This is a genomic window from Amycolatopsis sp. lyj-346, from assembly GCF_046548975.1.
Taxonomy (GTDB): Bacteria; Actinomycetota; Actinomycetes; order Mycobacteriales; family Pseudonocardiaceae; genus Amycolatopsis.
The window spans coordinates 128,096-144,546 of the sequence record NZ_JAJPWT010000010.1; the positions used below are offsets into that span (position 1 = coordinate 128,096).

At 71.1% G+C, this 16,451-nt stretch carries 16 protein-coding genes and 1 tRNA gene; 9 read left to right on the plus strand and 8 right to left on the minus strand.

The annotated features are described in order from the left end of the window. The first annotated feature begins 26 nt into the window (after positions 1-26). On the plus strand, positions 27-647 hold the full coding sequence (locus ACLJQE_RS27340) for a DsbA family protein (RefSeq protein WP_410642247.1): 621 nt from the start codon (positions 27-29) through the stop codon (positions 645-647). Between the two features lie 44 nt (positions 648-691). Here ACLJQE_RS27340 and ACLJQE_RS27345 read toward each other — a convergent pair whose 3' ends face one another. Together ACLJQE_RS27345 and ACLJQE_RS27350 are read right to left on the minus strand one after the other, a co-directional pair. Continuing rightward, positions 692-1,501 carry an MBL fold metallo-hydrolase gene (locus tag ACLJQE_RS27345; protein ID WP_410642248.1) on the minus strand — a complete coding sequence of 270 codons (810 nt, stop codon included), beginning with the start codon at positions 1,499-1,501 and terminating at the stop codon, positions 692-694. After that, complete coding sequence (locus ACLJQE_RS27350; protein ID WP_410642249.1) at positions 1,498-2,220, minus strand: 2-phosphosulfolactate phosphatase; 723 nt, start codon at positions 2,218-2,220, stop codon at positions 1,498-1,500. The genes ACLJQE_RS27345 and ACLJQE_RS27350 overlap by 4 nt, the downstream gene beginning before the upstream one ends. Positions 2,221-2,265: 45 nt before the next feature. Between ACLJQE_RS27350 and ACLJQE_RS27355 the strand changes: the two genes are divergently transcribed. Further along, positions 2,266-2,739, plus strand: coding sequence for a ribose-5-phosphate isomerase (locus ACLJQE_RS27355; RefSeq protein ID WP_410642251.1), 474 nt, complete (start codon positions 2,266-2,268; stop codon positions 2,737-2,739). Further along, a complete protein-coding gene (locus tag ACLJQE_RS27360) occupies positions 2,739-3,548 on the plus strand; it encodes an Fpg/Nei family DNA glycosylase (RefSeq protein ID WP_410642252.1) in 810 nt (269 codons plus the stop codon). Before ACLJQE_RS27355 ends, ACLJQE_RS27360 begins: the two co-directional genes overlap by 1 nt. A gap of 105 nt (positions 3,549-3,653) precedes the next feature. On the opposite strand, the gene ACLJQE_RS27365 is transcribed toward ACLJQE_RS27360, so the two are convergent. Further along, positions 3,654-4,433, minus strand: coding sequence for a hypothetical protein (locus tag ACLJQE_RS27365; RefSeq protein ID WP_410642253.1), 780 nt, complete (start codon positions 4,431-4,433; stop codon positions 3,654-3,656). Between the two features lie 144 nt (positions 4,434-4,577). Here ACLJQE_RS27365 and ACLJQE_RS27370 point away from each other — a divergent pair, with 144 nt between their 5' ends. Continuing rightward, positions 4,578-5,453, plus strand: coding sequence for a TIGR03619 family F420-dependent LLM class oxidoreductase (locus tag ACLJQE_RS27370; RefSeq protein WP_410642254.1), 876 nt, complete (start codon positions 4,578-4,580; stop codon positions 5,451-5,453). 5 nt (positions 5,454-5,458) lie between these two features. Continuing rightward, entirely contained in the window at positions 5,459-5,905 is a 447-nt protein-coding gene (locus tag ACLJQE_RS27375; RefSeq protein WP_410642255.1) for a nuclear transport factor 2 family protein, read from the plus strand. A 48-nt stretch (positions 5,906-5,953) separates the two neighbouring features. On the opposite strand, the gene ACLJQE_RS27380 is transcribed toward ACLJQE_RS27375, so the two are convergent. Further along, entirely contained in the window at positions 5,954-6,319 is a 366-nt protein-coding gene (locus tag ACLJQE_RS27380) for a winged helix-turn-helix transcriptional regulator (protein WP_410642256.1), read from the minus strand. A gap of 66 nt (positions 6,320-6,385) precedes the next feature. Between ACLJQE_RS27380 and ACLJQE_RS27385 the strand changes: the two genes are divergently transcribed. Together ACLJQE_RS27385 and ACLJQE_RS27390 are read left to right on the plus strand one after the other, a co-directional pair. Then, positions 6,386-7,180: an NAD(P)H-binding protein gene (locus ACLJQE_RS27385; RefSeq protein WP_410642257.1), complete on the plus strand. Its 795-nt coding sequence runs from the start codon at positions 6,386-6,388 to the stop codon at positions 7,178-7,180. Further along, a complete protein-coding gene (locus tag ACLJQE_RS27390; protein ID WP_410642258.1) occupies positions 7,177-7,935 on the plus strand; it encodes an alpha/beta fold hydrolase in 759 nt (252 codons plus the stop codon). Before ACLJQE_RS27385 ends, ACLJQE_RS27390 begins: the two co-directional genes overlap by 4 nt. Before the next feature lie 9 nt (positions 7,936-7,944). Here ACLJQE_RS27390 and ACLJQE_RS27395 read toward each other — a convergent pair whose 3' ends face one another. Then, positions 7,945-9,723 carry an ABC transporter permease subunit gene (locus ACLJQE_RS27395; protein WP_410642259.1) on the minus strand — a complete coding sequence of 593 codons (1,779 nt, stop codon included), beginning with the start codon at positions 9,721-9,723 and terminating at the stop codon, positions 7,945-7,947. Next, positions 9,723-11,231 carry an ABC transporter substrate-binding protein gene (locus ACLJQE_RS27400; RefSeq protein WP_410642260.1) on the minus strand — a complete coding sequence of 503 codons (1,509 nt, stop codon included), beginning with the start codon at positions 11,229-11,231 and terminating at the stop codon, positions 9,723-9,725. Before ACLJQE_RS27400 ends, ACLJQE_RS27395 begins: the two co-directional genes overlap by 1 nt. A 224-nt stretch (positions 11,232-11,455) precedes the next feature. Between ACLJQE_RS27400 and ACLJQE_RS27405 the strand changes: the two genes are divergently transcribed. Beyond that, the gene (locus ACLJQE_RS27405; RefSeq protein ID WP_410642261.1) at positions 11,456-12,355 is read left to right on the plus strand and encodes a nuclear transport factor 2 family protein; all 900 of its coding nucleotides are present in this window, start codon (positions 11,456-11,458) and stop codon (positions 12,353-12,355) included. Here ACLJQE_RS27405 and ACLJQE_RS27410 read toward each other — a convergent pair. After that, positions 12,352-13,515: an ROK family protein gene (locus tag ACLJQE_RS27410; protein ID WP_410642262.1), complete on the minus strand. Its 1,164-nt coding sequence runs from the start codon at positions 13,513-13,515 to the stop codon at positions 12,352-12,354. The two genes, ACLJQE_RS27405 and ACLJQE_RS27410, sit on opposite strands and share 4 nt — an antisense overlap. Before the next feature lie 208 nt (positions 13,516-13,723). Between ACLJQE_RS27410 and yicI the strand changes: the two genes are divergently transcribed. After that, positions 13,724-16,015, plus strand: coding sequence for an alpha-xylosidase (gene yicI / locus ACLJQE_RS27415; RefSeq protein WP_410642263.1), 2,292 nt, complete (start codon positions 13,724-13,726; stop codon positions 16,013-16,015). 290 nt (positions 16,016-16,305) lie between these two features. Here yicI and ACLJQE_RS27420 read toward each other — a convergent pair. Continuing rightward, positions 16,306-16,379, minus strand: a tRNA-Pro gene (locus tag ACLJQE_RS27420). Positions 16,380-16,451: the final 72 nt, after the last annotated feature.

Below are 16,451 nucleotides of genomic sequence, written 5' to 3' on the forward strand. Positions count from 1 at the left end.
TCGAGACGTGACTCAGGAGTGCCCCGATGACCGCTGCCGAGCAGCCCACGAAGGTCGATTTCTACTTCGACCCGATCTGCCCGTTCGCGTGGATCACCTCCCGCTGGATCCTGGAGGTGGAGAAGCACCGCAACCTGGACCTGCACTTCCGGATCATGAGCCTGTCGGTGCTCAACGAAGGCCGGGACGAGCTGCCGGAGCAGTACAAGGAACTGCTGGCGAAGGGCTGGGGCCCGGTGCGCGTGGCGGTGGCGTTGTCGCAGCTCAAGGGCGAAGAGGTGCTGCGCGAGTACTACACCGAGTTCGGCACGCGCTACCACAACCAGGGCGTCAAGGACTACGACGTGGTCATCAAGGAAGCACTGGCGGCGATCGGCGCGCCGGCCGAGCTGGCGGACGCCGCGCACTCAGCCGAGTACGACGAGGCGCTGAAGAAGAGCCACCACGAGGGCATGGACCCGGTCGGCCAGGACGTCGGCACCCCGACGATCCACATCGACGGCGTGGCGTTCTTCGGCCCGGTCCTGTCCTCGATCCCGCGTGGCGAAGCCGCGCTGAAGGTGTTCGACGGCGCGGTGGCACTGGCGAGCTACCCGGACTTCTTCGAGCTCAAGCGCACCCGGACGGGCGAACTGAACTTCGACTGACGTTCCGAAAAGGGGCACTTTCACGTGAAAGTGCCCCTTTTCGTTCAGGGGGTGGCGAGGGCGGCCAGGGTGACGTCGCCGGGGTAGCGGGAGGCTGCCACGGCGGCCACCTCGGTCGTCTCGCCGCGGCCCACCCCCGCCTTGAGGGTGATCAGCTCGTGCAGGCCGTCGCGGTGGTAGCGCACGAAGTCCGCGTCGACCGGTTCGCCGTGGCCGGGCACGACGACCCGTGGTTCGAGCGCGAGGATCGCGTCGAGCGCGTCCGGCCAGGCGGTCAGGTCGGTTTCGTCGCTGAACGAGCCCGTGGTGAACCCGGACTCGGCGTGCTCGACGACGTCACCGGCGAAGACGACGGCCGCGTCCGGGACGTGCACGACGACGTCGTGGCCGGTGTGCGCGGGGCCGGGGTGGAGCAGCACCGCCGTGCGGCCGCCCAGGTCGAGTTCGACGCGGCCGGTCAAGGTGTGGTCGGGGGCCGTGATGGTGGTGCGCGCGATCGCTTCGGCGATCTCGGGCTTGCCCTCGTCGCGGTAGTGGGCCATCCACGAAGCGCGGGTGGCTTCGGTGTCCCCGGACAGCTCGGCGGCGCAGCGCTCGTGTGCCCAGATCTCGCAGGGCAGGAACGCCTCGGTGCCCCAGGTGTGGTCGAAGTGCGCGTGCGTGCAGGCGACGGCCCAGGGCAGCGGCGTGAGCTCCCGGACCGCGGCGGCCAGCTCGGCGCCTTGTTCGACGTCGCCGCGGGTGTCGACGACCAGGCAGCGCTCGGTGCCCACGACCAGCCCGACGGTCAGGTCCAGCTCCTCGTAGCGGCGCGCGTGCACGCCATCGGCGACCTCGATCCAGCGGCCGGTCATCCCAGCACTCCTTCGGTCAGGACGGGAGCGGTGCCGCTCACGTCGATTTGCCCGGCCAGCGCGACGTCGCCGCCGTGGCCGGCCTCGATCAGCTCGCGCCCCGACACGCAGTTTGCCAGGGCCGCGACGTCGACGGATCGCGCGGCGAGCGCCGCTTCGGCGGACAGCGACCGCCCGAGCCCGGCCAGTGCGGCGGCGATCGCCCCGGCGCCCATCTGGTCCTCGGCGCACGGCCGCAGCGGGCCGGACGTTTCGCTCTGGCCGAAAACGTTCACGCCCCAGCGCTCCCCGGCGGCGATGAGCCCGACCGGCCCGCCGAGCTCGTGCGCCTTCGCGGCGACGGCGGAGGCGTTGCGCAGGCAGCCCGCGAGCACGTGCGCCCCGGTCGCCGCGGCGGCGTCGCACAGGGTCGCGCCGTTGGGCGAGGGGAGCGCGAGCAGGGTCCCCGGAGGGATTTCCGTCACAGAAGACGGCCGCAGGGTGAATTCGCCCTCGCCCGCGATGACCGCGCCGGCGGCCCTCGCCTGTGCCACCCCGCGCTCGTCACGCCGGCGGACCGGCAGCACCCGGCCGCCGCGGCCGACCACGAGGTCCGTGGTGGTGCCGAAGGAAAGCACGTCGACGACCACCAGCACCGCGCATTCGCGGCCGAGCGCGGTGACCCCTTCGGCGCCCCAGTCGAGCCGCACGTCGCTGCCGGTCTGCTCCCAGATCCCCACCCCCGGAGCATGCCCGAAACCGGCCGTGGTGGCAGACTCCTGACCGTGCGTGTCTACTTGGGATCCGACCATGCCGGTTTCGAGCTGAAGAACCACCTGGTGGCTCACCTGGAGAAGCAGGGCCACGAGGTGACCGACATCGGTCCGCACGTCTACGACGCGGCCGACGACTACCCGGCGTTCTGCGTCGAGGCGGCGCTGCGCGTGGTGGCCGACGAGGGCAGCCGCGGCATCGTCGTCGGCGGCTCCGGCAACGGCGAGCAGATCGCCGCCAACAAGGTCCCCGGCGCCCGCGCCGGCCTGGCCTGGAGCGTCGAGACCGCCAAGCTGTGCCGCGAGCACAACCACGCCCAGCTGATCGGCGTCGGTGCCCGGATGCACACCGCCGAAGAGGCCGTCGAGATCGTCGAGGCGTTCCTGGCGACCGAGGTTTCGCCGGAGGAGCGGCACGCCCGCCGCGTGCAGCAGCTGCTCGACTACGAGCGCACCGGGACCCCGCCGGCGTTGCCGGAGGCCTGATGCCCGAGGGGCACACGCTCCACCGGCTCGCGCGGCTGCACAAGCGCCGGTTCGCCGGCGCCCCGGTGGCGGTGAGCAGCCCGCAGGGCCGGTTCGCCGCCGAAGCGTCCCGTTTGGACGGTCAGGTGTTCGTCGGCGCCGAGGCGCACGGCAAGCACCTCTTCCACGACTACGGCCCGCACGGCGTCGTGCACATCCACCTGGGGCTCTACGGCACCTTCGGCGAGGCCCCGCTGCCCGCGCCCGAGCCGGTGGGCCAGGTCCGGCTGCGGCTGGCCGGCCGGACACATTGGACGGACCTGCGCGGGCCCACCCGCTGTGAGCTGCTTTCCCCGGACCGGGTGGACGCGATCAAGGCCCGGCTCGGCCCCGACCCGCTGCGCCGCGACGCCAAGCCCGAACGGGCGTGGGAGCGCATCTCGCGGTCGAAGACCTCGATCGCGGCGCTGCTGATGGACCAGGCGGTGCTCGCCGGCGTCGGCAACGTCTACCGCGCCGAGGTGCTGTTCCGCCACGGTGTCGCGCCCCTGACGCCGGGGCGTGCGCTGTACCGCGAATTGTGGGACGACATGTGGGCCGACCTGGTGACCCTGATGCGCGACGGCGTCCGCGCCGGCCGCATCGACACGGTCCGGCCGGAGCACCTGCCGGAGGCGATGGGCCGCGCGGCCCGGGTGGACCGCCACGGCGGCGAGGTCTACGTCTACCGCCGCGCCGGCGAGCCGTGCCTGGTGTGCGGGACGCTGGTGGCGCGCTCGGAGCTGGTGGGCCGCAACCTCTACTGGTGCCCGAAGTGCCAGCTGGCCTGAGCCCAAGCGCCCCAAGGTGGCCTTGGTTGCGTTGAACGCACCCAATGTGGCCTTCGGTGCGTTGAGCGCACCGAAGGCCACATTGGGGCGCTTGGGGCCGGGGTGTCAGAAGTCGAAGCCTCCGCCGTCGAAGCCTCCGCCGTCGAAACCGCCTCCGTCGAAGCCGCCGCCCGCGTCTCCGCCCATGTCGCCACCGGCGTCGCCGCCCGCGTCACCGGACTCGAGGGCGTCCTGCTGGCCCGCGTCGTAGCCGTTCTCCCAGGCCGCGGCGCTCGCGATGCCGCCCATGCCGGAGAACATCGCGCTGAACAGGAACATCGAGCCGAGGCCCCAGGCGCCGGCGATGAGCGCGGGCTTCCACCACGGCTCGCTGTACCAGCCCTGCGGCACCGGACGGCCCGCGACGCGGCCGCCGGGGTAGTAGTACGGCGTGTCCTGGCCGGCGTCGGGGGAAGCGGCGTAGTGCTGGCCCTCGACGTCGACGTCGCGGCGCTCGGTGACCTTGCCGGCACGCTCGCGCTCGGCCTCCTCCGGCAGCTGCGGGCCGGGGTCCATGCCCATCGCGACGCGCGCGGCGCGGACGTAGTAGAGGCCCTCGACGGCGGTCTCCTTGACCAGCCGGGCCTGCTCGATCGTGCGCGCCTGCTCCATCTGCGAGCCGGCCGCGTTGTAGCGCTCGGCGGCGTCGGCCATCGCCTGCTGCGAGGCGGTGTCCGTGCCGTTGATGTTGAGGACCTGGCCGCCGAGCCGCTCGAGCAGGCGCCGGGCGTCGGCCTTGGCGTCGTCGAGCTCCCGCTGCCGGGCCGCGGCGCGCTGCCGCGAGAAATAGAGGCCGCCACCGACGATCACGACGACGAGCACGATCAGGAAGATCGCGGTGCCCATGGACAACTCCCAGAAGTTCGGGGCTCGGTGACCGGTGGCCACCTTTGATCCGGACAACGCGGACGCTACGCGGAGGGTTCCCGGCGGTGACGCGGCACACCGCGGGACCTGGCCGAAGAAACTAGAACACGTTATAGTTCGGCCATGAAGTTCACCCTGTCGATCGCGATGAACCCCCTCGATCAGCTGGGCGAGCTCGCCCGGGCCGCCGAGGAGGCCGGCTTCGCCTCCATCGCCCTGCCCGACTCGCTCTTCTACGCCGAAACGGTGGACACGGACTACCCGTACACCCCCGACGGCAGCCGGTTCTGGACCGCGGAGACACCCTGGGTGGACCCGCTGGTCGCCACCGCGTCGATGGGCGCGGTGACCAGCCGGATCCACTTCTACACGTCGGTGCTCAAGCTCGGCTCGCGCAACCCGGTGCTGCTGGCCCGCCAGGTCGGCTCGGCGGCGGTGCTCACGGGCGGGCGGTTCGGCCTCGGGCTCGGCGTCGGCTGGCTGCCCCAGGAGTTCGAGTACTGCGGCGTGCCCTTCGAGCGGCGAGGCAAGCGCGTCGACGAAGCCATCGACGTGCTGCGGCTGATCCTCGGTGGCGGCATGGTCGAGTACCACGGCGAGTTCTACGACTTCGACAAGATCCAGATGAGCCCGGTGCCGCCGAGCCGGGTGCCGTTCTACATCGGCGGCCACACCGAAGTCGCGCTGAAGCGCGCCGCGCGGGTGGCCGACGGCTGGTCGTCGGCGATGATGAAGCTCGACGAACTGCGCGACACCATCGCCCGGCTCAAGGAGCTGCTGGCCGAGCAGGGCCGCGCCGGCGACCCGTTCGAGTACCAGGCGGTCTGCATCGACGCCTTCGGCCTGGGCGGCTACCGCGCGCAGGCCGAGGCGGGCGTCACCGACGTCATCACCATGCCGTGGGTGTTCGACGGCGTCGGGTTCGACGCGCCGGTCGGGCCGAAGCTCGAAGCGATCCGCAAGTTCGGGACCGAGATCATCGCGAAGTTCGAGGAGTGACTCGCATGGGCGTGCAGGTCAGCTGGGACACGGCGGCGGAGCAGCCGCCCGCGCGGCGCGCGGCGTTCGCGTCGATGACGGCGGTGACGGCGGGCGACAAGGAGGGCTGGCTGGCCCTGTTCGCCCCGGACGCCGTGGTCGAGGACCCGGTCGGCCCTTCGTTCTTCGACGAGGAGGGCAAGGGGCACCACGGCCGCGAGGGGATCAGCGCGTTCTGGGACAAGACGATCGCCAACGTCGAGCGCTTCGAGTTCACCATCCGCGACTCCCACGCGGGCGGCGCCGAGGTGGCCAACGTCGGCACGATCACGACGTTCCTCCCGGGTGGCTACCGCGTCGACACCGACGGGGTGTTCGTCTACCGCGTCGGCGAGGACGGGCTGATCCGGTCGGTGCGGGCGTTCTGGGAGACCGAGCGCGCGATGGCGACCGCGCGGCAGGTGACCGAGTAGCGGCCCGGCGAACCTCGACTACCTGGACGTGTCGCCGTGGGCCGAGACCTACCTGGCCGGGCTGCGTTCGTCGTAGGCCTGCCGGGCCGCTTCGACCTTGCCGAGGTTGCCCGACCACTCGGCGAGTGACGCGAACAGCGGACCGAGGCTGCGGCCGAGTTCGCTGATCTCGTACTCGACCCGTGGCGGGACCTCGGCGTGGTAGGTGCGCACGACGAGGCCGTCGCGCTCCAGCTGCCGCAGCCGCTGGGTGAGCACCTTCGGGGTGATCGTGGTGATGCGGCGTTCGAGTTCGACGAACCGCTGGCGGCCGAACTCGTTGAGCGTCCACAGGATCGGCGTCGTCCACCGGCTGAAGACGATGTCGACCACCGGGGCGATGGGACAGGCCAGCTCGGGTGTGGTCTCGGTCACTTTGGCGCCTCCAGCCAATACTTTCCTCTAGGTACCTACTATATCCGCGAATGTACCGTCGTTCCCATGATCATGGTTGCGGGAGCGACGGGAAATGTCGGACAGCCGCTGGTGCGCATGCTGGCGGCGGCGGGCGAAGAGGTGACGGCGGTGTCCCGCCGGATCACCGACGCGCCCCCGGGAGTGGTGGTGCGGCAAGGAGATCTGGCTTCGCTGGACTTCGCGGGAATGTCGGCGGTCTTCCTGATGGTGCCGGGCGCGTTCGTACCGCTGGACGAGGTCCTCGGCCGCGCGAAGACGGCGGGCGTCCGCCGGGTGGTGGCGCTGTCGTCCCAGGGGGTCGTGACGGGACGGCACCCGGCGGTCCTGGACGACTCGGTGCGCCGCTCGGGTCTGGAGTGGACGCTGCTCCACCCGGGAGCGTTCGCGTCGAACGCGTTGCAGTGGGCGGAAAGCGTGCGTTCGTCGCGGGAAGTGGTGGCGCCGTTCGCCGACGTGGCGCTGCCGGTGGTGGACCCGGAGGACATCGCGGCGGTGGCGGCCGCGGCGTTGCGCGAGGACGGCCACGCGGGCAAGTCGTACGTGCTGACGGGCCCGGCCCCGATCACCCCGCGCGGCCAGGCGGCGGCCATCGGTTCGGCGGTGGGCGAGCCGGTGCGTTTCGTGCCGCAGACGCGCGAAGAGGCTCGCGCGATCATGCTGGGCTTCATGCCGCCGGAAGTCGTGGAGGTGACACTGGACGTCCTGGGCGCACCGACGCCGGCGGAGCAGCAGGTGAGCCCGGACATCGAGCGGGTGCTGGGCCGCCCGCCGCACCCGTTCGCGGAGTGGACGTCCCGGTTCGCGGGGGCGTTCAAGTGACGACACTGGCTTACCGGTCGACCGGCGCTGGTTCGCCGGTGGTGTTCCTGCACGGCAACCCGACGTCGTCCTACTTGTGGCGCAACGTAATGCCCTCCCTGCCGGGCCGGCGGCTGGCCCCGGACCTGATCGGCATGGGTGATTCCCCGCGGCCGGACATCGCGTACACCTTCGACGACCACGCGCGTTACCTGGACGAGTGGTTCGATTCCCTCGCGCTGGACAACGTCATCCTGGTCGGCCACGACTGGGGCGGAGCACTGGCGGCGGACTGGGCATCCCGGCACCCGGCGCGGGTCCGGGGCCTGGCGTTCACCGAAGCGGTCGTGAAGCCGATGACGTGGGAGGAGTTCCCACCGGCGGGCGCGGAGGTGTTCCGCGCGATCAAGACGTCGGATGCGTTCCCCGTCGAAGGCTTCCTTTCGGGCCTCCCGCCGGAGTACGCGACAACGCACCACCGCCCCCTGCTGCAGTGGGCCCGTTCGTTGCCGTTGGGCGGCGAGCCTGCCGAGGTGGTGGCCCGCATCGAGGCGTTCGGCCGTTGGCTGGCGTCGTCGCCTTCGGTGCCGAAGCTGCTGGTGACGTTCGAGCCGGGCTTCGACACGATGCTGACGCCGTCGATGGTGGAGTGGTGCGCTTCGACGTTCGCGGCGCTGGAGGTGGTGCGGCGCCCGGAAAAGGCGGGGCACCACACTCCGGAGGACCAGCCGGAGGCCCTGGCGGAGACGCTGTCGAGCTGGCTCTCGACCACGTAACCGTCACGGCTAAGTGGCGCGCCGGACACCGGCAGGGAAGCGTGCTTGGCGCCGCGCGGTCCAGTGCGCGGGCGAACCGGCCGCGGCGAGCACGGACAGCAGGACGAGTGCGCAGGCCGGGCCGAGGGTGGTCCACGGTGCCAGCTCCAGGTACGGCTGGTTCTCCGCGAGGAGACGGCCCCACTCCGGGGTCGGCGGTGGGTCGCCAAGGCCGAGGAACCCGAGGGAGGCCAAGACCAGGATCGTGGTCGGCAGGCGCAGGACCGCGTTGCGGACGACGGCGGGCAGCACCGCGGGCAGCAGGTGGTGGCGCAGCAGGTGGACCGGACCCGCGCCGAAGGAAATCGACGCGTGCAGGTACCCGGTGGCCCGCTCCTGTTCGAGCAGAGCCGCGGTCTGGGCGGCGTAGGGAGTCCAGCCGACCAGGCACACCGCGCACGCCGCGCCCCACGCCGACGGTCCGGTCACGGCGGTCGTCAGCAGCCCGGCCAGCACGGCAGGCAGGGTCGACAGCACCTCGGTCAGCCCCTCGCCCGCCGGACCGGCCATGCCGAGCAGCACCCCGATGACGGTGCTCGCCGCCGTCACGGCGAGCGCCACGCCCGCCGTGCGCAGTGCGCCGTGTCCCAGCCGGGCCAGCATGTCGCGGCCGAGTGCGTCCGTGCCCAGCGGATGCGCTGCCGACGGCGGCAGCAGGCGGGCCGCGGTGTCCACTTGCGACGGATCGCGGAGCAGGCCGGCGACGCCGACGGTGAGCAGGACGACCGCACAGCCGCCGAGCACCCAGCCGGTGGAGCGACGGCGTCCGAGAGCGGGTGGGGGCGGGGCGGCCAGTCCGCCATCGCGCAGGGCCGGGCCGATCAGCAGACCGCGCAGGGCCTTGACGAGCAGGCCGGCGGCGATGCCGAGCAGGGCCAGCAGCAGGGTCGCGGTCTGCAACGGCGGGAGGTCCTGGGCCAGGGCGGCATCCAGGGCAAGGCGGCCGAGGCCGGGAATGTTGAAGACCTTCTCCACCGCGACCGCGCCGCCGACCAGGCTGACCACGCTGGGCACCAGTTGCGGGAGCACCCCGGCCAGCGCGCGGCGCAGAGCGGGCCGGACCAGCCGCCCCGGCGGATACCCGGCGGCCTGCCACGTCCGGACCCACGGTTCGCCGAAAGTGGCGGGCAGGGCGTGGTCGAGCAGGCCGCCGATCACCGCTCCCGAGGGCACGCCGAGAGCGAGGGCGGGCAGCACCATGGACGCCGGCCCGGTCCAGCCGCCGGGCGGGAACCAGCCCAGCCACACGCCGAACACGGTGGCGAGCAGCGAAGCGAGCAGGAACTTCGGCAGCGCGGCGAGCGAGGCGGCCGCCGTGCCGCTGCCGTGGTCGCGAAGCCGCCGCCGCGACCCGAGGTACAGCGTGCGGGCGCTGATCAGCGCGGCCACCGCGATCGTGACGACGAGCGTGGCGAGCATCAGCGTGACCGAAACACCCAAGGCGTTCACGACCTGGGGCAGGACGGGTGCGCCCGACACCCAGGATGTGCCCGCGTCCCCGCGCGGCAGCCCGCCGAGCCAGTGCACGAGGTGGGGGAGCGGGCCCTGGTCCAAGCCCAGCTGCGCGCGCACGGCGGCCAGCTGGTCGGCGGTCGGGGCCTGGTCCGCGGACCGGGCCCGCAGGACGGTCAGTGCGGGGTCGGTACCGGACAGCCACGGCAGGAAGGCCACCGCCGTCAGCAGGGCGCTTCCGGCGGCGAGCCGGCCCGCGGCCGCGCGCCACCGGGCGGACCGCTCTGCGCCCGCCACTACCCGAGGTGGGTGTCGAGGGTGATCAGCGAGCGCTCGCGCGGGTCGAGGGCCACCCCTTCGACGTTGGTGCCGATGCCCTGCACGACCTTCTCGAAGACCAGCGGAACCACGGCGTCGGTGCGCAAGATCGCCGCCTCGGCCTGCATGACCGCCTGCTGCCGCAGCGCGGTGTCGCTTTCCGCGGCGGCCGCCGCGACGGCTCGGTCGACCCCGGGGTCCTTGAGGCCGGCGATGTTGTAGACGCCGTTGCTCACGTAGTCGCTCGCGAGGTACGCGACGGCGTCACCGGTGTCGAGCAGGGTCACCCGCGACAGGATCAGCGCGTCGTACTTGCCCGCGAGGAGGTCGGCCTCCATCTGCGTGTACTCGCGCACGTCCTGCTGCACCGTGAAGCCGGCCCGTTCCCACTGCTGCTGCACGACGGTCGCGGCCTCGGGCAGTTCGGCGCGGTTGGTGTAGGTGGCCAGGCGCAACGCCCTGCCCTGCGTCTTCGCCCGGATCTCCGCGCTGGTGGCGGCCGGCGCCCGGCCGGTCACCTCGACCCGCCGCCCGGCCGCCCAGGGGATGGCCGGCCCGAACAGGCCCTTCGCGGGATCGGCATAGCCGCTGAAGACGGAGCTGACGAGGGCGGAGGCGTCCACCGCGCTGCGGGCGCCCGCCCGCAGCGCCGGGTCGGCGAAGATCCCGGACGAGGTGTTGAGGATCAAGCTGTCGGCCCGGACGGAGGACACCTCGTGCCGGGTGTCCGGGGCCAGCAGGGGTGCCTGGGCGGTCGGGATCCATTCGGCGATGTCGGCTTCGCGGGCGCGCAGGGCGTTGGTGCGCGCGGCGCCGTCGGCGATCCAGGTCACGTCGATGCCGGCGGCCTTCGCCTTGCCGCCCCAGTAGCCGTCGAAGCGGTCGAGTGTCGCCTGGGTCTTCCCGGTGAGCTTGGTGATCACGAAGGCGCCGGTTCCGGTGCCGACCGGGCTGACGGTGCCGTCCGCGGCGTACGCCTTCGGGGAGAAGATGCCCAGCGCGGGGCTGGCGAGCCGGAGCGGGAGCACCGGGTCGGCCGTCTTCGTCTTGATCGTGACGGTGCCGGCGTCGTCGGCCTTCGCGGTCAACGTCACGTCGCTGAGCACGCGGGGCCTGCTCTTGGCCGCACCGGCGTGCTCGAGCGCGTTGACCACGGACGCGGCGGTGAATTCGGTGCCGTCCTGGAACTTCGCCTTGCGCAACCGGAAGACCCAGGTCGTGGCGTCCTGGCGGGACCAGGACGTCGCCAACGCGGGCGCCGCGGCACCGTCGCGATCCAGCGCCGTGAGTCCTTCGGCCACGGACAGCTTGCCCAGCGCGGTGGCGTCGTTGCTGTAAGGGGACAGAGCCTGCACCGGCGGCACCGCCAGCGCCACCCGCAGCCGGCCCGCCGCCGGACTCGTGTCCGAGGCGCCGCCCGTGGCGAAACAACCTCCCAGCAACGGCACGAGAGCAAGCGCGGTGACGAGTCCGGGGGTTGAACGCACGATCAGTCCTGTCCTGCGGAAGAAAAGGTCAGCCCCGTCCGGCTCGAGATCGCGGGCAGGGCCGGGCCAGCATATGAAGTAAGGCTTGCCATACTCAGCCAAGGTGATTGAGATCTCAATCAGGACGGCAGGCGAGCACGCCGGCATTACCCGGCGGGTAATCGACTTCGCCCGGTTTCCCTTGTCAGGGTGAGCGGGTGCGAAAAGTCAAGAGATTCCTTGGTGTGGCGGCAGTTCTGGCCGGTGTGACGGTGCTGGGAAGCGGACCGGCGGTGGCGGAGACGAACGAGGGTTGCTCGGTCCTGGCGCAGCTGGGTGACCGGGTCGAAGGCGACGTGTCCCCGAGTGCCTGCGCTTTCCTCGCGAAACAGACGGAGTTCGGGGCGATGCGCTCGGACACGCCCGAAGCGCGGGAAGCCCGCGTTCGGCTGTACGGCACCGTTTTCGCCGCGGACGGGACGCTCGCCGAATCGGGCAGCGCTCCGCCGGTGCGCGGCAGGGCCGGCATCGAGAACAACCTGCGGACCCTGCTGGCAGCCTTTCCGACCTTCCGGTTCACCCCGGTGAAGATCGTGGTGAACGGCGACGCCGTCTTCTACGAGGCGGCCAACGAAGCGGTGATCAACGGCCGGATGGTGCGGTACCCGGCCGTCTACCGGGTGGTGCTCAAGGACGGCGAGGTCACCGAGGGCCGTCGCTACCACGACCGGACGGAATGGTTCCGCCGCATCGAAAACGACGCGCTTCGGCAGCTGTTCGCCGGTGTCGCCGACAACTGCCCTCGGCCAGGGCCGGCCTTCACCGGGCCCGGGCTGGCGGCACCGGTGACGGACCCGGGGTGTCACCTCGCCTATCTCGGCAGGCTTTCGGGCGCGATGACCGACGTCCGGCTGGCGGCGGATCAGGCGGCGTCGGGCCCGCGTACGAAGTTCCAGGAGTATCGCGGGACCGTGCGGGCGAAAGGACGGACGATCGACTTCGGGGTGATCGTGGGCACCGGGCCCGGCACGGTCCGCTACTACTTCGACACGCTCCCGTTGAGTTACGACGACGCGGAGATGACCGCCTTGTTCACCAAGCTGCTCACGGGGCCGTCGGTGACGCGCCTGGCCTCATCCGGCTAACTGAGCAGTTTGCGCTCCGCGGCGACGGCTGCTCCTCGGGCGTACAGGCTGAAGTCGAACGGGGGTCGTTCGATGGCGACCTCCGCGGGAGTCACCCGTTCGAGGAACTCGGCGAGCCCGCGGTCGAACTCTTCGGGGGCCAGGTCGAGCATGGCGAGGCCTTCCCCCATCAGGGACAAGAGTTCCGGATCGACGGTGTTGACCGACTCGGCAACCGCGGCTCCCAGCGAGTAGGCGGCGGCGCGAAAGGCGCGCAGGGACCGCATTTCCCCGGTCCGGGCGCGGTCGAGGGCGATGGCGTACTCGCCTCGCTCGACGCCGGAGTTGTACTCGATGGACGGAATGGTGACGAAGGCGTGGACGCAGTCGACGTGGCCGTTGAGGCACGGTCGTCCCTCTCCGCCCAGGCGCAGGTGCCCCACGCGGCCACTTCTGCCGTGCCGGCCCTCCACCAGTGCCCCCTTGACCACGACGCCGCTACCGATGCCGGCGCCGATCGCGTACACCACCAGGGGGTCACGGGCGATGCCGCCGCCGAACCAGTGGTGGGCGGCGGTCAGGGCGTGCACGTCGTTCTTGACCGTCGTGGGCAGGCCCGTGGCCTCCGTGACGAGTTCCGCCAGGGGTACTTCGTCCCAGCCCAGGTGGCCCGAGTCACGCAGGATGCTTTGTCCGGAGCGGTATTGGATGTCGCCGGCTATGCCCACGCCGACGGCGACCGGAAGCGTCGTCATGGCCAGCAGGCCGGCCGCAACCCGGCCGACCTGCTGCACGACCTCGTGCACTCCCCGTCCGGTCAGCTGCTCTGACCTGCGGTCCACGACAGCGCCGGAAAGATCGGTCACGACGGCGAACAGCGCGTCTCCGGTGAGCTTGATGCCGAGGAAGTGCGCGGCGTTTCCGTTGAGGTGCAACATTTCCGCGGGTCTTCCCCGGCCACTCGGCTCGAGCGATTCGCCCTCGACGACGAGTCCCATGCGCACGAGTTCGCGCGCGATCCGGGTCAGGCTCGTTCGCGAGAGGCCCACGTACTCCGCGAGGCTGCTTCGGGAGTCCTCGCCGTGCAGGAGGAGCGCCAGCAGTACGCGCCGCTGCCCGTCGTAGAGCCTGGGCCAGCCGGCCCGCGTGCCGGTGGGAGTGCTGCTCGCCTGGGATGCCACATCGGGAGCCTAGATGCCTCGTGGCTGCCGCGCGTCGGCGACGGGTGCGCTCGTATCGCGTTCGCCCGGGCGCTGAGCAGCAGAAATGCTGTTGGGGCGATTTAATTTCCCTACTTGACTAAATTGTCGGGCGACTCCACGATGAGAGGGGGATCGGTGCTCCGGCTCGGTCGCGGCCCTCCGCCTTCTTCGAGGAAGCAGACCACGCATGAAGTTCACCGACGGTCACTGGCTGATCCGCAAGGGCATCGACGCGCTGTACGCGGCCGAGGTCGACGACATCCGCGTCGACGAACAGGCGGGCACCATGACGGTCTACGCGCCCACGGCACACGTCGAGCATCGGGGTAACACGATCGGCCGGCCCATGGTCACGCTGACGTACTCCGCACCGGCTCCCGGAGTGGTCAAGGTCCGCGTGGAGCACCACGCCGGGGCGCTCCGCCGTGGACCGCAGTTCCACCTGACCGGCGCCGACGGGTTCCGCCCTCTCCTCACCGCCGGCGAGGACACCGGCGTCCTCGACGCTCAGGGCCTCGTGGTCCGGGTGCGCCGGGGGAAGAGCTGGCAGGTCGACTTCGAACAGGACGGACAGGTCGCGACCTCGTCGCTGCGGAAGGCGGTGGGGGTCATGTCGTCCGAAGGCGTCGGCGAAGTACCCGCCGGTGCCTGGGTGCACGAGCAGCTGAGCATCCGGCCCGGCGAGCGCATCTACGGGTTGGGCGAGCGCTTCGGGGCTTTCGTGAAGAACGGCCAGGTGATCGACACGTGGAACGAGGACGGCGGGACCGCGAGCCAGCAGGCGTACAAGAACGTCCCGTTCTACCTGTCGAGCCGGGGCTACGGCGTGTTCGTGGCGCACCCGGAGAACGTGTCGTTCGAGGTGGGCTCGGAGGTGAACTCGCGGGTGCAGTTCTCCGTCGCCGGACAGGCACTGGAGTACTACGTGATCGCCGGGCCGTCGCCCAAGCAGGTGCTGACCCGCTACACCGCACTGACCGGCCGGCCGGCACGGGTGCCCGCGTGGTCGTTCGGACTGTGGTTGTCGACCTCGTTCACCACGGACTACGACGAGCGCACCGTCGGCGGATTCATCGACGGGATGGCCGAGCGCGACCTGCCCGTGAGCGTGTTCCACTTCGACTCGTTCTGGATGCGCGAGTACCAGTGGTGCGACTTCGAATGGGACCCGCGCACGTTCCCGGATCCGAAGGGCATGCTCGCCCGGCTTCACGAGCGAGGCCTCAAGGTGTGCGTGTGGATCAACCCGTACGTCGGCCAGCGTTCACCCCTGTTCGAGGAGGGCGCCGCAAACGGCTACCTGGTGCGCACTCCGGACGGCGGAACCTGGCAGTGGGACCAGTGGCAGGCCGGCATGGGACTGGTCGACTTCACCAACCCGGACGCCACCGCCTGGTACCTGAGCCACCTCGAGCGTCTCCTCGGCCAGGGGGTGGATTGCTTCAAGACCGACTTCGGCGAGCGCATCCCGACCGATGTCGTCTGGCACGACGGCTCCGATCCCCAGAAGATGCACAACTACTACACGCAGCTCTACAACGAAGCTGTGTTCCGCCTGCTGGAGCGGCACCGCGGCGCCGGCGAAGCCGTGGTTTTCGCCCGTTCGGCGACGGCCGGCGGCCAGCAGCTGCCCGTGCACTGGGGCGGCGACAGCGAGTCGACGTACGCCTCCATGGCGGAGTCGCTGCGCGGTGGGCTGTCGTTGGCGATGAGCGGTTTCGGGTACTGGTCGCACGACATCGGCGGCTTCGAAGGCACTCCCGAACTCGGCGTGTTCAAGCGCTGGCTCGCGTTCGGCCTCCTGTCCAGCCATTCGCGCCTGCACGGTTCGACGTCGGTCCGGGTTCCCTGGGCCTTCGACGACGAGGCCGTGGACATCACGCGCAGGTTCGCGCACCTCAAGATGTCGCTCATGCCGTACCTGGGACGCGTCGCCGAGGAAGCGCACACCACCGGCGTGCCGGTGATGCGGCCGCTGGTGCTCGAGTTGCCGGAAGACCGCGGCGGCCACGAAGCCGACACCCAGTACATGCTCGGCGACGCGCTCCTGGTGGCCCCCGTGTTCAGCGCCGATGGCTCCGTCGAGTACTACGTCCCGGAAGGCACGTGGACTTCTTTCCTGGACGGGCGCACCGTCCGGGGCCCGCGCTGGGTCCGGGAGACGCACCCGTTCGATTCACTGCCGCTGCTCGTTCGCCCAGGGACCGTCCTCCCGGTCGGGTCCCGAACCGACCGGCCCGAGTACGCCTGGTCCGAAGGTGTCGTTCTGCGCTGCTTCGAGCTGCCCGACGGTTACGACCGTGAGGTGACGGTGCCGGGCGGAACGGGAGCCGGCGCGACATTCCGCGTTCGGCGTGACGGCGGCACTCTCGTGGCGAGCACCGAGAACGCTCCAGGTCGGTGGAGCTTCGAAGCGGGTGAACGCAAGGCGCGGGGGGACGGAGCAGGCGTGGTCAGGCTCACCATCGCCACGAGCTGATTCCGAAGGCCGGACGACCGGGGACCGAACAGGGCGGTCAAGTTCGCCGATCCGGTGGGCAGTCCAGTGCAATTTGGGGGGCGAGAAAGAGAAGGGGGCGGGGCGAGCAACGCAGCGAGGCCGTGGACGCATGGAGGTGTGAGGGGCGGCTGGCCAGAGGGTGGACGGCGCCGGCGTGGCTGCGGACCGTGCGGAGGCGCGAGTGGGAGTGTCACGTAGCGCTGCGCCGGCTCCCGATCCCGATCGCCCGACGCGAAAAGGGCTGGACCCGCAGGCCCAGCCCTTTCGAGTCGGGATGACAGGATTTGAACCTGCGACCCTCCGCTCCCAAAGCGGATGCGCTACCAAGCTGCGCCACATCCCGGGTCCACCCCCAGGGGGGTGTGCGATCAGCCTAGCGGGTCACGCTAAGCTAGCGATGCACCCGGGTACTTCC